Annotated in this window: 13 protein-coding genes; 9 read left to right on the plus strand and 4 right to left on the minus strand. The window is 60.6% G+C overall.

The annotated features are described in order from the left end of the window. Positions 1 to 20: 20 nt before the first annotated feature. Together ACEN2T_RS01290 and ACEN2T_RS01295 are read right to left on the minus strand one after the other, a co-directional pair. A complete protein-coding gene (locus ACEN2T_RS01290) occupies positions 21 to 1,445 on the minus strand; it encodes an amino acid permease (protein ID WP_032891407.1) in 1,425 nt (474 codons plus the stop codon). 111 nt (positions 1,446 to 1,556) lie between these two features. Continuing rightward, entirely contained in the window at positions 1,557 to 2,813 is a 1,257-nt protein-coding gene (locus tag ACEN2T_RS01295) for a cystathionine gamma-synthase family protein (RefSeq protein ID WP_442116147.1), read from the minus strand. A gap of 138 nt (positions 2,814 to 2,951) precedes the next feature. Between ACEN2T_RS01295 and ACEN2T_RS01300 the strand changes: the two genes are divergently transcribed. Further along, positions 2,952 to 3,080 (plus strand): hypothetical protein, encoded by a 129-nt coding sequence (locus ACEN2T_RS01300; RefSeq protein WP_442116148.1) that lies wholly within the window; start codon positions 2,952 to 2,954, stop codon positions 3,078 to 3,080. Positions 3,081 to 3,217: 137 nt separating this feature from the next. On the opposite strand, the gene pdxR is transcribed toward ACEN2T_RS01300, so the two are convergent. Next, on the minus strand, positions 3,218 to 4,714 hold the full coding sequence (gene pdxR, locus ACEN2T_RS01305) for a MocR-like pyridoxine biosynthesis transcription factor PdxR (RefSeq protein ID WP_442116149.1): 1,497 nt from the start codon (positions 4,712 to 4,714) through the stop codon (positions 3,218 to 3,220). Positions 4,715 to 4,996: 282 nt separating this feature from the next. On the opposite strand from pdxR, the gene ACEN2T_RS01310 reads away from it, so the two are divergent. Both ACEN2T_RS01310 and glyA read left to right on the plus strand, forming a co-directional pair. Next, positions 4,997 to 6,292 carry a benzoate/H(+) symporter BenE family transporter gene (locus tag ACEN2T_RS01310; protein ID WP_442116150.1) on the plus strand — a complete coding sequence of 432 codons (1,296 nt, stop codon included), beginning with the start codon at positions 4,997 to 4,999 and terminating at the stop codon, positions 6,290 to 6,292. An 83-nt stretch (positions 6,293 to 6,375) separates the two neighbouring features. Further along, the gene (gene glyA, locus ACEN2T_RS01315; protein WP_442116151.1) at positions 6,376 to 7,641 is read left to right on the plus strand and encodes a serine hydroxymethyltransferase; all 1,266 of its coding nucleotides are present in this window, start codon (positions 6,376 to 6,378) and stop codon (positions 7,639 to 7,641) included. 103 nt (positions 7,642 to 7,744) lie between these two features. On the opposite strand, the gene ACEN2T_RS01320 is transcribed toward glyA, so the two are convergent. Further along, complete coding sequence (locus ACEN2T_RS01320; protein WP_442116152.1) at positions 7,745 to 8,785, minus strand: zinc-dependent alcohol dehydrogenase family protein; 1,041 nt, start codon at positions 8,783 to 8,785, stop codon at positions 7,745 to 7,747. A 164-nt stretch (positions 8,786 to 8,949) separates the two neighbouring features. Between ACEN2T_RS01320 and ACEN2T_RS01325 the strand changes: the two genes are divergently transcribed. From ACEN2T_RS01325 to benB, 6 genes are all read left to right on the plus strand, one after another. Beyond that, the gene (locus ACEN2T_RS01325; protein ID WP_032891412.1) at positions 8,950 to 9,432 is read left to right on the plus strand and encodes an Lrp/AsnC family transcriptional regulator; all 483 of its coding nucleotides are present in this window, start codon (positions 8,950 to 8,952) and stop codon (positions 9,430 to 9,432) included. Positions 9,433 to 9,540: 108 nt separating this feature from the next. Continuing rightward, a complete protein-coding gene (locus ACEN2T_RS01330; protein WP_122753264.1) occupies positions 9,541 to 10,734 on the plus strand; it encodes a GGDEF domain-containing protein in 1,194 nt (397 codons plus the stop codon). Positions 10,735 to 11,322: 588 nt separating this feature from the next. Further along, entirely contained in the window at positions 11,323 to 13,131 is a 1,809-nt protein-coding gene (locus ACEN2T_RS01335; protein WP_442116280.1) for an ABC transporter ATP-binding protein, read from the plus strand. 208 nt (positions 13,132 to 13,339) lie between these two features. Next, complete coding sequence (locus tag ACEN2T_RS01340) at positions 13,340 to 14,287, plus strand: AraC family transcriptional regulator (protein ID WP_095184817.1); 948 nt, start codon at positions 13,340 to 13,342, stop codon at positions 14,285 to 14,287. Positions 14,288 to 14,394: 107 nt separating this feature from the next. Further along, positions 14,395 to 15,771 carry a Rieske 2Fe-2S domain-containing protein gene (locus ACEN2T_RS01345; RefSeq protein ID WP_122753279.1) on the plus strand — a complete coding sequence of 459 codons (1,377 nt, stop codon included), beginning with the start codon at positions 14,395 to 14,397 and terminating at the stop codon, positions 15,769 to 15,771. Continuing rightward, positions 15,768 to 16,256: a benzoate 1,2-dioxygenase small subunit gene (gene benB / locus ACEN2T_RS01350; RefSeq protein ID WP_095184815.1), complete on the plus strand. Its 489-nt coding sequence runs from the start codon at positions 15,768 to 15,770 to the stop codon at positions 16,254 to 16,256. The genes ACEN2T_RS01345 and benB overlap by 4 nt, the downstream gene beginning before the upstream one ends. Positions 16,257 to 16,258 lie beyond the last annotated feature (2 nt).

Raw genomic sequence — 16,258 nt, forward strand, 5'->3', positions numbered from 1 at the left:
AGCACGCTTGCCCACACCGTCTAGGGGGACGGCTGAACCGTGGTGGCGAGCGACAAGCGTCGTTCGCGGCTGTTACGGGTAATGTAATACACGAAGTAGCACCAGGCGATGAAGGGCAAACCGAAGTACAACGCGACGCGCTGTTCCGGGTCGAACGCGATCCCCACACAAGCAAGGCTGCAGCACACCAGTGCGCCCAAAGGCACCCACGGGTAACCCCGGACCCTGAATTTGAGGTCGCGCACGTCGCCGCCATTGGCCACGAACTGACGGCGGAATGCAATTTGACTCGCGGCGATGCTCATCCACACCACCACCACCGCCAACCCGGAAATCGACACCAGCGCCAGGTACACCGTGTCGGCGGCAAACACGCTGCTGAGCAGGGATGCGCCGCCACCGACCATGCTCAGTACGATGGCGTTCAATGGGGTGCCCATGCGGGTCAAGTGGGAGAACTGCTTGGGCAGGTGCCCTTGGTCGCTCAGGGTCCAGAGCATCCGTGAGGCGGCGTACAGCCCGGAGTTGGCCGCCGACAACAGCGCGGTGATGATCACGAAGTTCATGATGTCGGCGGAGTAGGGGATACCGATGTAGGTGAACACGGTGACGAAGGGGCTTTCGACCAGACCGGCCTGCTCACGCGGCAGCAACGTCGCCAGCACGAAAATGGTCCCGACGAAAAAGATAGCCAGGCGCAGCACGGTGGTGCGGATAGCCCGTGGCACATTGCGTTGCGGGTCCTTGGTTTCACCGGCGGCGATACCGATCAGTTCGGTGCCTGAAAACGCGAACGACACCGCCAGCAAGGTCATGGCAATCGACATGAAACCGGTGGGGAACAAGCCTTCGCGTGTGAAGTTACCGAGGCCGATACTGTGGGCCTGATCGATATTGAGCAGGCCGAGAATGGCGCCGCCGCCGATGATCAGGAACACCACGACCGTCACCACCTTGATCAGGGACAGCCAGAACTCAGTCTCGGCGAACAAACGGACCGAGACCACGTTGGTAAAAAATACCGCCCCGGCAAACAATGCACTCCAGATCCACACGGGCGTGTCAGGAAACCAGCGCGTCATCAGGATGCCGGCGGCGGTGAACTCCGAACCAATGGCCACCGTCCACGTCAGCCAATACAGCCAGGCCACGGTGTAGCCGGTGCCTGGGCCGAGAAAACGGGTCGCGTACGTGCTGAACGAGCCGGTTTCCGGCATCTGCACTGCGAGCTCGCCGAGGCACATCATCACCATGTACACCATGAGTGCGCCGATGATGTAGGCGATCACCGCACCCAGCGGGCCTGCCTGGTTAACGGTATAGCCGGAGGTTAGAAAGAGTCCGGTGCCAATCACGCCACCCAAGGCCAGCATGACAATGTGGCGCGTCTGCATTTCCTGTTTGAAGCCGGCACGCGTGTTGGTTTTTTCTTCTGTTATGGACATGGTTGTTCTCATGAAAGTAGTGAGGGCAGATAGAAGCGTCGCCACACAGTTTTATTATTATTCCTCTTCATGAAACGCCTCACAGACGGCCCTGTCGTGAGGTTTGAAAGGTCAGTTCACGCCCTCGCTGAAGGCGGGCTGCTGACTTTTTTCATCGCGCAAACCCCTGACAAATGCGAACGCCTGCTTTAAATCGTCGAGCAGATCGTCGGTGTCTTCGATACCCACCGAAACCCGCACTAATCCTTCCGAGATGCCCAGCGCCTGGCGCTCCTCCAGCGTGTTTTCCACATGACTGGTGGTGCGCGCAGGGCCGTAAATGGTTTCCACCGCACCGAGATTGCCCGCACAGTGGGCAAATCGCAGGCGTGGCAGCAGCAGCTTGACCGAGTCCATGCCGCCAACAAGTACGAAGCTGACAATGGCGCCAAAACCGCCCATCTGCGCACACGCCACCGCGTGGTTCGGGTGGTCGGCCAGGCCGGGATAATTGACCGAAGCCACCAGCGGCTCTGTGCAGAGAAATTCTGCCAGGGCACGGGCGCTGTGTTGCTGCTGACGCATGCGCAGCACCAGGGTTTTCATGCCGCGAATGATCATGTATGCCGAGAATGGATCAAGGGTGGCACCGTTGATTTCACGGTAATGCCGAACCTTGGCCATCAGGGCTTCACTGCCGCAGACCAGGCCGCCCAATACGTCACCATGACCACTGAGGAATTTGGTCGCGCTGTGAATGACCACATCGACCCCCAGGGCCAAGGGGTTCTGATTGAGTGGTGTGGCAAACGTGTTGTCGGCTACCACTAGCGCGCCCACGCGTTTGGCCGCCGCAACCAGGCGTTGGATATCAAGGATCTTCAGGGACGGATTGGTCGGCGTTTCCAGGTACACCACCTGACAGCCTCTGGCGATTTCCCGTTCGATCGCCTCGTGATCGAACGTCTCGCACAAGGTCACCTCCACCCCCGTGCGCGGCAGGAACTCCTCGAAAATCTTGTTGGTGCCGCCGTAACTGTCCTTGGTCGACACCACGCGGTCACCCTGGGCCAGGAAGGTATAAAGCACACTGCTGATAGCCGCCATGCCACTGCTGAATGCGACTGCGGATTCGGCTTTCTCCAACTCACCAATCTTGGCTTCGAGGGTCTCGACCGTCGGGTTGCTCATGCGGCTATAGATAAAGCCCGGGGCTTTACCCATGGCGACGTCGTACCAGACGTCGATATCGTCGTAACCATACGCCGCACTGAGCACAATAGGCGCCTGCGTGGCGTTATAGGGATGCCTGACTTGCTCTCCACCCCAGACCGCCCGTGTCCCGGCGCCCGCATTATCAAGCCCTGCGCTGTCAGGTTTTTTGTTCATTGAGACTACTCGCACTGAGGGGTGAACGTTGAGTCGTTCACACAGATAGTGCGGATCAATATAGGGATAAGCGGTGCCCCCGAGAAACGATGTTATCGGTGCCAAAGGGCTGCTTTTTTTAATGGTTGGCGGGGGAATATGCTGGTTTTGTTTTTGCTGGAACCGGGGGAAAAGATCCTGGGCCTGGACCTCAAGTCAGGAGGGCATTTGTCCCATGGCGCTGCGTTCAACTTGTCCAAGCCCTCAACTATGGCGTGCATCCGGTGACGCACAGGGTCGACTGGATCAGGTCGAGCAGATCGCCCGACAGGAACGTCCATGCCTGATCATCCGAGGTGCTTGCCCCGGCGCGCGCGGATGGCCGCACAAGCCCGGCAACTGCTGCTGAACTGCGCGCTGGGCCATTAGATTTTCAGGGCGCTGGCCAGGCGCAACATGGCGGCTTCTATTTCATGCGCGGTCAGGGAGGAGTAGCCCAGCAGCCAGCCTTGTTGCTTCGGTTCGCCCGCGTACAAGCCGCTGAGGCCGGACAGTTGCACGCCGGCAGTAGCCGCCTGGCGGATGGTTTTCTCCTCGGACCATCCGGCTTTCAGCAGGCAGGGGATCTGCAACCCGCCCGGCGGCAATTCGGCGGTGACCACGGTGCTCAGGTACTTGCCGATCGCGTCGTGCATGATCGAGCGGCGTCCGGCATACAGCTTGCGCATGGCCCGCACATGGGCGTTGTAATGACCGTCTTCCATAAAACGCGCTAGGGTCAGTTGCAGTGTTTGCGGTGTGTGGCCGTCCATCATGCTGCGGGCATAGGCAAAGGGCTTCACCAGCTGAGAGGGCAGCACCATGTACCCCATGCGCAGGCCGGGGTAGAGGGTCTTGCTGAAGGTGCCGATGTAGAGCGTGCGCTGATACTTGTCCAGGCCCTGCACGCAGGCCGTGGGTTGCCCGTCGTAATGGAACTCGCTGTCGTAGTCATCCTCGATGATCCACTTGCCTTTTTGCGCCGCCCAATTGATCAACTCAAGTCGCCGCTCCAGGGGCAAGGTCGCGCCGGTGGGGTACTGGTGAGAGGGCGTGACATACACACAGTTGGCGCCGCTGCGGTCGGCATAAAGCAGGTCGGTGCGGATGCCGTGTTCATCGACATCAATGGGCATCACCTTGGTTTCGGCAATTTGGAAAGCCTTGCGGGCGCCGTAATAGCCGGGGTTTTCCAGCAGGATCGGCTTGCCAGCGTCCACCAGCAATTGCGCGCACAGGTACAACGCCTGACGTGTGCTGCTCAACACCAGCACCTGGTCGGGTGAGCATTTGGCGCCGCGTTCGAGGTTCAGGTAGGTGGCAATTGCTTTGCGCAGGGGCTCGGCGCCTTGTGGGTCGCCATGCAGCAGCACGCTGGCGCGATAGTCCTTCATGACCTGGCGCTGCAAACGCTCCCACACATCCGTCGGGAAGCTGCGGGTTTCCGGCAGGCCGGTGGCGAATGCCTTGATGACTTGCTGATCGCGCACGCCGCCGGTGTCGAAGATCATCCGCCCGCGCTGGCTGAGTTCGGCGCCCGGTGCGGCGACGCTGCTCCTGGTTTCCTGAGCCTTGAGGCGTCGGCGGCCTGCACCGCGCAATTCGACGCCCACCGTGTCGCAGACGTAACTGCCGGCGCCTTCGCGGCGCACGATAAACCCGTCCCGATGCAGCTGCACATAGGCGTTCTCAACGGTGTCGCGGGCGCACCCCAATGACTTGGACAGCACCCGCGTGGCGGGCAGTTTCAAGCCGGGGCCGAGGGCGCCGTCGAGGATCAGCGCACGTAATGCACGTTGGATCCGCTGGTGCAGATCCAGCAGCTGAAACTCGGCGTCGTTGAGGCGCATCTTCAGGGTTTCAAGCTCGAAGGTCTTTGCCATGTGGTCTGCTCTCATTCCATGAAATGGCAGGTAGTGGCAGGCCAGTTTATCCGTAGACTCTGGCCCTCGCCATCCCACGGTTTCAACGCCGTTTCAGTGCCGGCGTTCGAGGCGTTATGGGGGTTCATGAGCGCGTTTGCGCGAGAGCATGCTTGACCGAGCACGCCAAGTGGTCTGGTCGGTTGCGCTAAGGCGCAGGGGTTAAACCTGCCATTCAAACGCTATAAATGACCGCTTAACAGCGACCGGATGGATACATCGTCCAGCAAGGAGCCAAGACCTATGTCATCTACTCAATCCCCCTCGTCCGTTCATCTGCGGGACCTGCTGCACCCGGTGGTTGCCGGGTTGATTTCAGTGATCGTCAATTACGGCGGCACGTTCATCCTGGTGTTTCAGGCCGCCAAGGTCGCCGGGCTCAGCCCTGAGTTGACGGCGTCGTGGGTTTGGTCTGTGTCGATCGGGGTAGGGGTGACCGGGCTGTTTCTCAGTTGGGTGAGCCGCGAGCCGATCATCACCGCCTGGTCGACGCCTGCGGCGGCGTTTTTGATCGTCGCCCTGGGGACCACGCCCTACGCCGAGGCCATCGGCGCCTACATGATTTCGGCGGCAGCGTTCGTGCTGTTGGGCGTGTCCGGTTACTTTGAGAAAGCCGTGCGGCTGATCCCGCCAGGTGTGGCAGCGGGCTTGTTGGGCGGCATCCTGCTGCAGTTTGGCATCGGTGCGTTCGCCAGCATGAGCGTCGACCCGCTATTGGTCGGCGTGTTGATCGGCGCCTACATTCTGTTCAAGCGCTTGAGTGCGCGCTACGCGGTGGTCGGCATTCTGGTGTTGGGGCTTGGCTTTTTGCTGATGCAGGAGCGCGTGGACTTCACGGGATTGGCGCTGGAGTTCGCGACTCCGGTGTTCACACGCCCCGAGTTCTCGGTCAATGCGTTGTTGAGCGTCGCGCTGCCGCTTTTTCTGATCACCCTCACGGGGCAGTACATGCCGGGCATGCTGGTGCTGCGCAGTGACGGCTTCAACACCAGTGCCAACCCGATCCTCAGCGTGACCGGGCTAGGTTCTCTGCTGATGGCGCCGTTCGGTTCCCATGCCTTCAACATCGCCGCCATCACGGCCGCCATCTGCACGGGCAAGGAAGCCTCCGAAGACCCGTCCAAGCGCTGGGTCGCAGGCGTGGCCGCGGGCATCTTCTACATCCTGGTGGGGATCTTCGGCGTGACCCTGGCCGCGGTGTTCATGGCCTTCCCGGCGACCTTCATCACCACCCTGGCCGGGCTGGCGCTGTTGGGCACACTCGGCGCGAGCCTGGCCAATGCCATGGCGGACGTGAAATCCCGGGAAGCGTCGCTGATCACCTTTCTGGCCTGCGCGGCCAATATCACCGTGCTGGGCATCGGCGGCGCGTTCTGGGGCCTGGTCATCGGCCTGGCAGCCTACGTCGTGCTCAATGGGCAGTTGCCGCGCCGTGAAAAGACGGCGGCCCCACAGGCCGAAACGGTTGCGACAACGTCTGCTGATCACCGTCAGACGGGGCACCACCGTGCGCCTGATGCCGCCGCTGACCTGCAATGACGCACAGATCGAAGACATCGCCGTGCGCACCACGCGCCTGCTGTCACCGACCGTTTGAATTCTTGACCAAGGACACTTTGCACATGTACGACTCGACGCTGACCCTGAACGCTTTCGACCCTGAGCTGTATGAATCCATTCAGAACGAAGAACATCGTCAGGAAGACCATATCGAGCTGATAGCCTCGGAAAACTATGCCAGCCCGCTGGTGATGAAAACCCAGAGCTCGGTGCTCACCAACAAGTACGCCGAAGGCTACCCCGGCAAGCGCTATTACAGCGGCTGCGATTACGTCGACGTCGCCGAGCGGCTGGCCATCAAGCGGGTCAAGGCCCTGTTCAACTGCGACTACGCCAACGTGCAACCCCATGCGGGCGCCCAGGCCAACGCGGCCGTCTTCCTCGCACTGATCAACCCCGGCGATACGGTGATGGGCATGAACCTGGCCCAGGGCGGTCATTTAACCCACGGCAACCCCGCCAATTTCTCGGGGCGTCACTACACCATCGTGCCTTACGGACTGAACCCGGAAACCGGCTTTCTCGACTATGACGAGATGGAGCGAATCGCGCTGCAAGCGCGCCCCAAAATGTTGATCGGTGGTTTTTCCGCGTATTCGCGCTACAAGGATTGGGCACGCATGCGCAGCATTGCCGACAAGGTCGGGGCGATTTTCTGGGTCGATATGGCCCATGTCGCCGGGCTGGTCGCTGCGGGCGAATACCCGGACCCACTTCCCCATGCGCATGTGGTCACCAGCACCACGCACAAAACCCTGCGCGGGCCACGGGGCGGTTTGATTTTGTCCAAAGGTCAGGATGAAGCCTTCTACAAAAAGCTCGACTCCGCGGTGTTTCCCGGCGTGCAGGGCGGCCCGCTGATGCACCAGATCGCGGCCAAGGCCGTGGCATTCAAGGAGGCGCTTACGCCGGAGTTCAGCGTCTACCAGACCCGCGTGGTGATCAACGCCAGGGCCATGGCCGGAGTGTTGCAACAGCGCGGGTACAAAATCGTGTCGGGCGGCACCGACAACCACATGATGCTGATCGACCTGTCCGACAAACCCTACACCGGCAAGGACGCCGACGCTGCGCTGAGCCGTGCCTACATCACTACCAACAAAAACGCGGTGCCCAATGACCCGCGCTCACCGTTTGTGACCTCCGGCCTTCGCATCGGCACCCCGGCGGTGACCACCCGCGGGTTTGACGTGGAGACTTGCAAGCAAGTGGCTGGCTGGTTGTGCGACGTGCTGGACGCACTGGAAAACGGCGACAGCGACAAGGTCGGGCAGCGTGTGCGCGAACACGTGGTCGCGCTGTGCCGTCGTTTTCCGGTCTATCGCTGAGTCAGTAAGGGGGAGGGTGTCCGCGTGTTTTCAGCGGGCGCGATCACCCATGTGAACGCTGGATTTTTAGTGAATTCAGCGCGGCTCAACGTGGCGCCATGCATTAAAACTCGGTGATGACGGTGACGCCCGCCGTCTCAAACCGGTCCATATGGATCAATGCGTCGATCGACTGCTCCAGGCTGATGGTCTTGCCCACGAGTTTTTCAGGCGCCAGCTTGCCGGAGGTGATCATCTCGATCATGGCGTCATAGCGGTGCGCTTGCATGCCGTGGCTCCCGTAGATCTCAAGTTCGTGGGCGATGACCTTGCTCATGGGGATTGCCGGCGTGGCGTGATCAGCGAGCATCAGCCCCACCTGAACGTGCTTGCCGCGACGGCGCAGGTTGTTGATGGAGTTGAAGCAGGTGGTTGGGTGGCCCAATGCGTCCAGCGATACGTGGGCACCGCCCTGAGTAATTTCCAGCACGGCTTCGGCGACGTCCGCCACGCACTGGGCATTGATCGTGGCGACAGCGCCGAGCGCGCGTGCCAGGTCGAGTTTGTCCTGGGAAATATCGATGGCGATCACGTTCGCGCCAATGGCTTGGGCGATCATCACGGCAGACAGGCCTACGCCTCCGCAACCGTGAACCGCGACCCATTGACCGGCGCTGACTTTTCCTTGGTCAACGACTGCGCGGAACGAGGTGGCGAACCGACAACCCAGACTTGTAGCGGTAGCGAAATCCATGCTCTCAGGCAACGCGACCAGGTTCAGATCGGCCTGATGGATACCGACGTATTCGGCAAAAGAACCCCAATGAGTAAAGCCTGGCTGGAACTGCGTGTGGCATACCTGCTGATTGCCGCTATTGCACTCGGCGCAGGCACCACACCCGCCCACGAACGGCACGGTCACACGGTCGCCGACCTTCCATTGCGTGACGTCGTTGCCCACCTCGGCCACGATGCCCGCCAGCTCATGACCCGGTACATGGGGCAGCTCAATGTCGGGGTCATGACCTTTCCAACCATGCCAGTCGCTGCGACATACCCCTGTGCCAAGCACCTGGATAACCACACCATGACGTTCCGGGGACGGGTCTGCCACGTTCATCAGGCGCGGCGGCTTGGAAAAGGCTTCGTAGACGACTGCTTTCATTCAAATGACCTATGTTTGGATGGGCGATGTGACGTTGAGGTGTCACGATCCAGGCATTTCCATTATGGATGAACCCCTTGAAATTACCCTTCAAGTTGCAATTGACGTCACCCGGAAATTGAAATTAACCTTCATTTTTAAGTCTTAATTTGAGGAGTTATTTCATGCTTGAGCAGCTTGATAAGGCGGACATTGCAATATCGGAACGTTTGCAGCGCGACGGCAAGCTGTCGAACGTCAAGCTGGCTGAGCAGTTGTCCCTCAGCGAAGCGTCCTGCTGGCGCAAGCAACGCCGGCTTGAAGAGTGCGGGGTTATCGAGGGATACCAAGCCATTCTCAATCGAAAGAAACTAGGGCTGGGCCTGAAGGCGTTTGTCCAGATCTCTTGCACCGATCACAGCGAAGAAGCCACGGCAACGTTTGAAAAGATTATTCAGGCGGCACCTCAGGTTTTGAGTTGCCATAACACAACAGGCGAGGCGGACTTTCTACTTGAGGTGGTTGCACGGGACTTGGACAGCTACAGCCGCTTTGTCGAAAAAGTACTCAGGAAGCTTCCTGGCGTTTCGAGTATTCGCTCGAACCTGTCCCTGCGAGAAATGAAGACTACCAATCGACTGCCCGTAGCCGAGCTCTTGAGTATCTGAGCGCTGCCCTGACAGGCGCGAAGACAATGCCGCAGATGGCCGACAAACTGACAGCCTACTCAACTAAACTGCACCAGAGCTGCTCCTGACAGCGCCTGGTGAGACGTCATGATTGCCCATACCCCCACGCTTTTTGCCTGCGTCGCCTTAGTGGCGACGATCATGGCGTTTTGTCTGATATTGGTCGGCCAGTTCAACCAGCGCGACGGTTTGCTGACCATTGGTTTTGGTTTGGCGGCACATGCCCTGGCTTACATTGGATACACCTTGTTCGGCCACGCCCCGTTGTGGTTGACCTATGGGGCAGCCAACACATTGCTGGCGGTGGCGCTGGCTTTTTATGGGGCCAGCATCTTTCGGATCGTTGAGTTGCGCGTCTCCTGGTGGCGGATATTTGCGCCTGCTGCCTTGATGCTTGCCTTGATGGCAAGCCTGATCGACACCTTGGAACCGCGCATGCTCGCCGCCACGCTGGTGTTGATGGTGCAATGCGCCTTGATCATCTATTGGACGCGCCGCTACATACCCGCTCAGGGGCGCGCGCGCATGTTGTTGATCATCGGATCAAGTATCAGCCTGATCGGCCTTGGCATGCGGGTGGTCGCCATCATCGGCGGGGGAGCCGCCGAGATGCGCTATGACGTCAGCAACCTCAAGCAAACCATCTCCGTCAGTATCGGCACGTTCACCGCGATGATGATCTCCCTCGGACTGGTGCTGCTGGCCAAAGAACGCAGCGAGTCGTTATTCCAGCGCCTGGCGTTACGCGACGTGCTGACCGGTATTCTCAATCGCAGAGCCGTGCTGGAACAGTTTTCCAAAGAGTTGGAGCGCGCGCGCCGAGACGCTGCCTACCTGGCCGTGGCGATGGTCGACATCGACCATTTCAAGCAGATCAATGATGTGTATGGACACCTGGCGGGCGATGAGGTGATTTGCCATTGCGTCAATCATCTCACCCAGCGAATTCGTGAGTCCGACAGTATTGGTCGTTATGGGGGTGAGGAATTCCTGGTGTTACTTCCCCGCACCAGCCCCGAAGACGCGGTGAAGGTTCTGGACGAATTGCGCGCATCGGTCGCTGATTCACCGGCTCGGTTTGGCGAGGCAACCATCTCGGCGCGCATCAGTATCGGAGTCTGCTGCGTGGTGCCAAACCCGGATGACACCACGGCCAGCCTGCTTGCGCGGGCAGATGCCGCTCTGTATGAAGCCAAGGGCCTGGGGCGCAATACCTTGTGTTTGGCAGCGCCGCAGGTGCATCGCGGGGAAACTGCCGCCATGGATATCATTGAGTATTGAACGGCAGGCCAAGGCGGAAATGATCAGATGAACAGCGTGCCAGAGGGAGCCTGGAGACTGTCCGAATCGCCAAAAAAAGATTTTTACTCACCTCTGGAAAGGTAGTTTCAGGCAGAAAAAATAAGTTATGCCCCTATTTTTGCCCCCACCCGTACCGGGTGTGTGAGCGATAGCGAATGACGATTGCTGACAGAAAACCAAGCTGGTTTGGGTGACGTTCAGAGTCAGTCAAAAATTGTGAATGGGGGGAGGAGTTCCTTCCAGAGCAACCGCGATTACGGCCTGGTGTGGATTTTCAATATCTACGAAATGAGGGGCGATTCAGTTCGATCCCCCGGCCATTGCGCAACACCAGCACGTAGGCGATGCCCATGTCCCGTTGCAAGTGGCTGGCGGCGCTTGGCGAGCGCCGGCGCGGCGGCGATCAAGGCGCGGGTGTAGTCATGCTGCGGCGCGCCGAGAATCTGCCGTGGTTGCCCCTTGCTCCACCACTTGCCCCTGTCGCCTCGCCGTTGGATGTGCGCAACGTCATCGCCTGTCATAATCCGCCCATCTCACCCCAGCCCCCACACGGAGTCCATGCCATTCATGGTGCTGTTCAATCGATTGAGCGCGTTTTCCATCCAGGCGCGCAGGGCACTGAAGCTGGTGTGGGGGACGTCGCGTCCCTTATTCATAGGCCTGCTGCTGGCCACCATCGTTGCCGGTCTATTACCTGCGCTGGCTGCCTGGATCGGCCAGCGTATTGTCGATGGCGTGGTGCACGCGATGCAGATTCATGCAGCCGGCAGCCAGGCGCCCGTGTGGCCAGTGATGCAGTACGTGCTGGCCGAGGCGGGCGTGTTGGCGCTGCTGGCCGCCGCTCAGCGCGCGCTGTCAATGCAGCAATCGTTGCTGCGGGTGCAGTTGGGGGTGAAGGTCAACCTGATGATTCTGGAGAAAGCCCAGACCCTCTCACTCCTGCAATTTGAAGACGCCGAGTTCCACGACAAGCTGGTGCGCGTGCGTCAGGGCGCGTCGACACGGCCGCTGAGCCTGGTCACCAAGGGCCTGGGGCTCGTGCAGAACCTGATCGCGCTGATCAGCTTTGCCGTGCTGTTAGTGCACTTTTCGCCGTGGGCGCTGGTGATTCTGGCGGTCGGCGCCTTACCGGTGTTCTTCGCCGAGACGCATTTCTCGGGCAATGCGTTTCGCCTGTTCCACCGGCGCGCGCCCGAGACCCGTCAGCAGAATTACTTGGAATCGCTGCTGTCCCACGAGACCCATGCCAAAGAGGTCAAGCTGTTCGGCCTGGCGCCGCTGTTCCTCAAGCGCTACCGCGACAACGCCCGGCGCTTGTACACCGAGGACCGCCAGTTGACGGTCCGTCGGGATGCCTGGGGCTTTGCCCTGGGACTGCTGGGCACCGCGGCGTTTTATGTGGCTTACGCCTGGGTGGTGCTGGACACCGTGCGCGGCCAGACCACCCTGGGACAGATGACCATGTACATCGTGCTGTTCAAGCAGGGGCAAAGCGCGATCACCGCCAGCCTCAGCGCGATTGCCGGCCTGTATGACGACAGTCTGTTTCTGTCGGACCTTTATGAGTACCTGCTAACCCCTGTGGTCGTGCCGAGTGGCCGCCTTACCCAGGGCGCGCGTCCCGGCGACGGTCTGCGCTGCGAGCACGTAGGGTTCAGTTACCCCGGCGCTGAGCGGCAGGCATTGACTGACATCAACCTGCATTTGGCGCCTGGGCAAAGCCTGGCCCTGGTGGGCGAGAATGGCTCGGGCAAAACCAGCCTGATCAAACTGCTCACGCGCCTGTATACCCCGCACGAGGGGCGCATTCTGCTGGATGGCAGCGACTTGCAAGACTGGGATGAACAGACACTGCGCCAGCGCATTGGGGTGATTTTCCAGGATTACATCCGCTACCAGATGACCGTCGGCGAGAACCTTGGAGTGGGTGACGTCGATGCGCTGAATGATGAGGCGCGCTGGCGCACGGCGGCCACCCAGGGGGTGGCCGCCGAATTCATCGAGCGCCTGAGCAGGGCCTACGGCACACAGTTAGGGCGCTGGCTTGGTGGCCAGGAGTTGTCGGGTGGGCAATGGCAGAAAGTCGCCTTGTCACGCGCGTATATGCGCCAGGAGGCGGATCTGCTGATTCTTGACGAGCCGACGGCTGCGCTGGACGCCGGCGCCGAGGCGGCGGTGTTCGAGCACTTTCGCGAGCACGCCAAGGGCCGCATGACGTTGTTGATTTCCCATCGATTCTCCAGCGTGCGCAATGCCGACCACATCATCGTGCTGGACGGCGGGCGAATCCTGGAGGAGGGCAGCCATCAACAGCTGATGGTGGCGGGTGGGCGCTATGCCGAGTTGTTCGATGTTCAGGCGCGGGGGTATCGCTAGGTCCCCGTCCAATCCGGCCAAGCGTATTGTTTCAAAGTTTTAGGCCAACATTCTCACCTCAAGCCCTGCGCGCCCCGACGCAGCGCTGAAAGCCTGGCGCAGAACGCCCGACAATACCTCCAGGGTATCCCTTCAGACTTTATCCATATTGGACGCCCCCCTACCCAGGCGTCAGCCTGAGCCCAATAACTATAAAAGAGCCGCAACCATGACCGTGCTATTGAGTGAGCGCAGCCAGATTTTCCAGGGCGCCGATGCCTACGCGGTGTCGGACTACGTCAACCAGCACGTGGGCAGCCACTGCATTCGCCTGCCTCCCAAGGGCCGGCCCCGGGCGAGTATCAGCCATCGCACCTTCGCCAGCCTTGACCTGTGCCGCATCAGCTACGGCGCACCGGTGCGGGTCACATCGGTGGCGCTGGAGACCATCTATCACCTGCAGATCCTGTTGAGCGGGCATTGCCGCTCCAGCTCCCGTGGCGAGAATGACGTGTTCGGGCCGGGGGAAATCCTGCTGATCAACCCGGACGACCCGGTAGACCTGACCTATTCCGCCGACTGCGAGAAATTCATCATCAAACTGCCGGTGCGCCTGCTGGAAAACGCCTGCCTGGAGCAGCACTGGAGCCTGCCGCAGGTGGGTATCCGCTTCGCGACGGCCCGCCACGCGCTCAGTGAAATGGGCGGCTTCCTGCCGTTGCTCGGGCTGATCTGTCATGAGGCAGAAAACGCTGCCGAGCCCCACATGCAGGGCCTGTACGAACGCATCTTGGCCAACAAGCTCCTGGCATTGCTGGGCAGCAACGTGTTGCGGGTGATCCCCCAGGCTGCCCACGGCGGTGGGTTTGAAGCGGTGCGCGAATTTATCCAGCAACACCTGGGCGATGACATCAGCGTCGAGCAGTTGATGGCCGTGGCCAACGTCAGCGAACGTTCGCTGTACAGCCTGTTTGCGCGCCAGGTGGGGCTGTCACCGCGCGACTATGTACGCCGCTGCAAGCTCGAACGGGTGCATGCACGCTTGCAACTGAGCAGCACGCGCAGCGTGACCGAGGTGGCTTTGGACCATGGCTTCATGCACCTGGGGCGGTTTTCCGAGGCCTATCGCAAACGTTTCGGCGAACTGCCGTCGCAGACCTGGAAACGCCATCGTTAAGCGACGTGCGCCTGGCGGATAGCGATGTGCAGGCAGCGGATATTGACGCGCAGGGCGAACACGTACGGTGAGGGTGCCTGATACAAGAACAACGGAGGGCCCGCCCCATGATCAGTACACTCGACCGACTCGCCTGCCAATTGCGCGAGTCTGTACAGGAAGATCCCGCCACTGGGGTGTTCCGCTGCCGCCGCGACATCTTTACCGACCCCGACCTGTTTGCCCTGGAGATGAAACACATCTTCGAAGGCGGCTGGATCTACCTGGCCCATGAAAGCCAGGTGCCGGAGATCAACGATTACTTCACCACCTGGATCGGCCGCCAGCCGGTGGTCATCACCCGTGACAAACACGGCGCGCTGCATGGCCTGGTCAACGCCTGCGCGCATCGCGGCGCCATGCTGTGCCGGCGCAAACAAGGCAATAAGGGCTCATTCACTTGCCCCTTCCATGGCTGGACGTTCAGCAACGCCGGCAAGCTGCTCAAGGTAAAGGACGCGAAGACCGGCGCCTATCCTGACAGCTTCGACTGCGACGGCTCCCATGACCTCAAGCGCCTGGCGCGCTTTGAAAACTACCGCGGTTTCCTGTTCGGCAGCCTCAGCGATGCGGTGCCGGAACTCAGCGACTACCTGGGCGAAACCCGCGTCATCATCGACCAGATGGTCGACCAGGCTCCTTTGGGCCTGGAGGTGCTGCGCGGCAGCTCATCCTATGTCTATGACGGCAACTGGAAGCTGCAAATCGAAAATGGCGCCGACGGTTACCACGTCAGCTCCGTGCACTGGAACTACTCGGCGACCATGGGCCGGCGCAACTACGAAGCCGAAGGCACGCGCACCGTCGACGCCAATGGCTGGTCGAAAAGCCTGGGCGGCGTCTACGCCTTCGACCACGGGCATATCCTGCTGTGGACGCGCCTGCTCAACCCCGAAGTGCGCCCGGTGCACGCTCACCGCGAGGCCTTGGCCGAACGCCTGGGCCAGGCGCGCGCCGACTTTATCGTCGACCAGACCCGCAACCTCTGCCTCTACCCCAATGTGTACCTGATGGACCAGTTCTCGACCCAGATCCGCGTGGTGCGCCCCCTCGCCGTGGATAAAACCGAAGTGACAATCTATTGCATGGCGCCCATCGGCGAAAACGCCCAGGAGCGCGCCACGCGGATTCGCCAGTACGAAGACTTCTTCAACGTCAGCGGCATGGGCACCCCGGATGACCTCGAGGAATTCCGCGCCTGCCAGACCGGTTACCAGGGCGCGAGCACCCTGTGGAATGACTTGAGCCGTGGCGCCAGGCAGTGGGTCGAAGGCGCGGACGAAAATGCCTTGGCCATGGGCATGCAACCGCAGCTCAGCGGGGTCAAGACCGAGGACGAGGGCTTGTTTGTGCGCCAGCATGCGCACTGGGCCCAAAGCCTGCAACGTGCGATCGAGCGCGAACAGCAAGGGCTGATTGCCAGCGACCGCGAGGTGCAGCCATGAGCCTTGCCCGTGACCACCTGCTGGATTTTCTCTACCGTGAAGCGCGCCTGCTCGACGACCGACAATGGGATGACTGGCTGGCCTGCTATTCGCCCAAGGCCGAGTTCTGGATGCCCGCCTGGGACGATCACGACACCCTCACCGAAGACCCGCAGCGCGAAATCTCGCTGATCTACTACCCCAATCGTGACGGCCTGGAAGACCGTATCTTCCGCATCAAGACCGAGCGCTCCAGCGCCAGCACGCCCGAGCCGCGCACCGTGCACATGCTGTGCAACCTCGAAGTGCTGGCCGACGACGGCGTGCAGGTGGACCTGCGCTTCAACTGGCACACCCTCAGCCACCGCTACAAAACCACCGACAGTTATTTCGGTACCTCCTTCTATCGCCTCGACATCCGTGCCGAGCAGCCGCTGATCACGCGCAAGAAGGTGGTGCTGAAAAACGACTACATCCACCAGGTCATCGACATCTACCACATCTGAGG

The organism is Pseudomonas sp. W22_MBD1_FP4 (assembly GCF_052113765.1).
GTDB lineage: Bacteria > Pseudomonadota > Gammaproteobacteria > Pseudomonadales > Pseudomonadaceae > Aquipseudomonas > Aquipseudomonas sivasensis.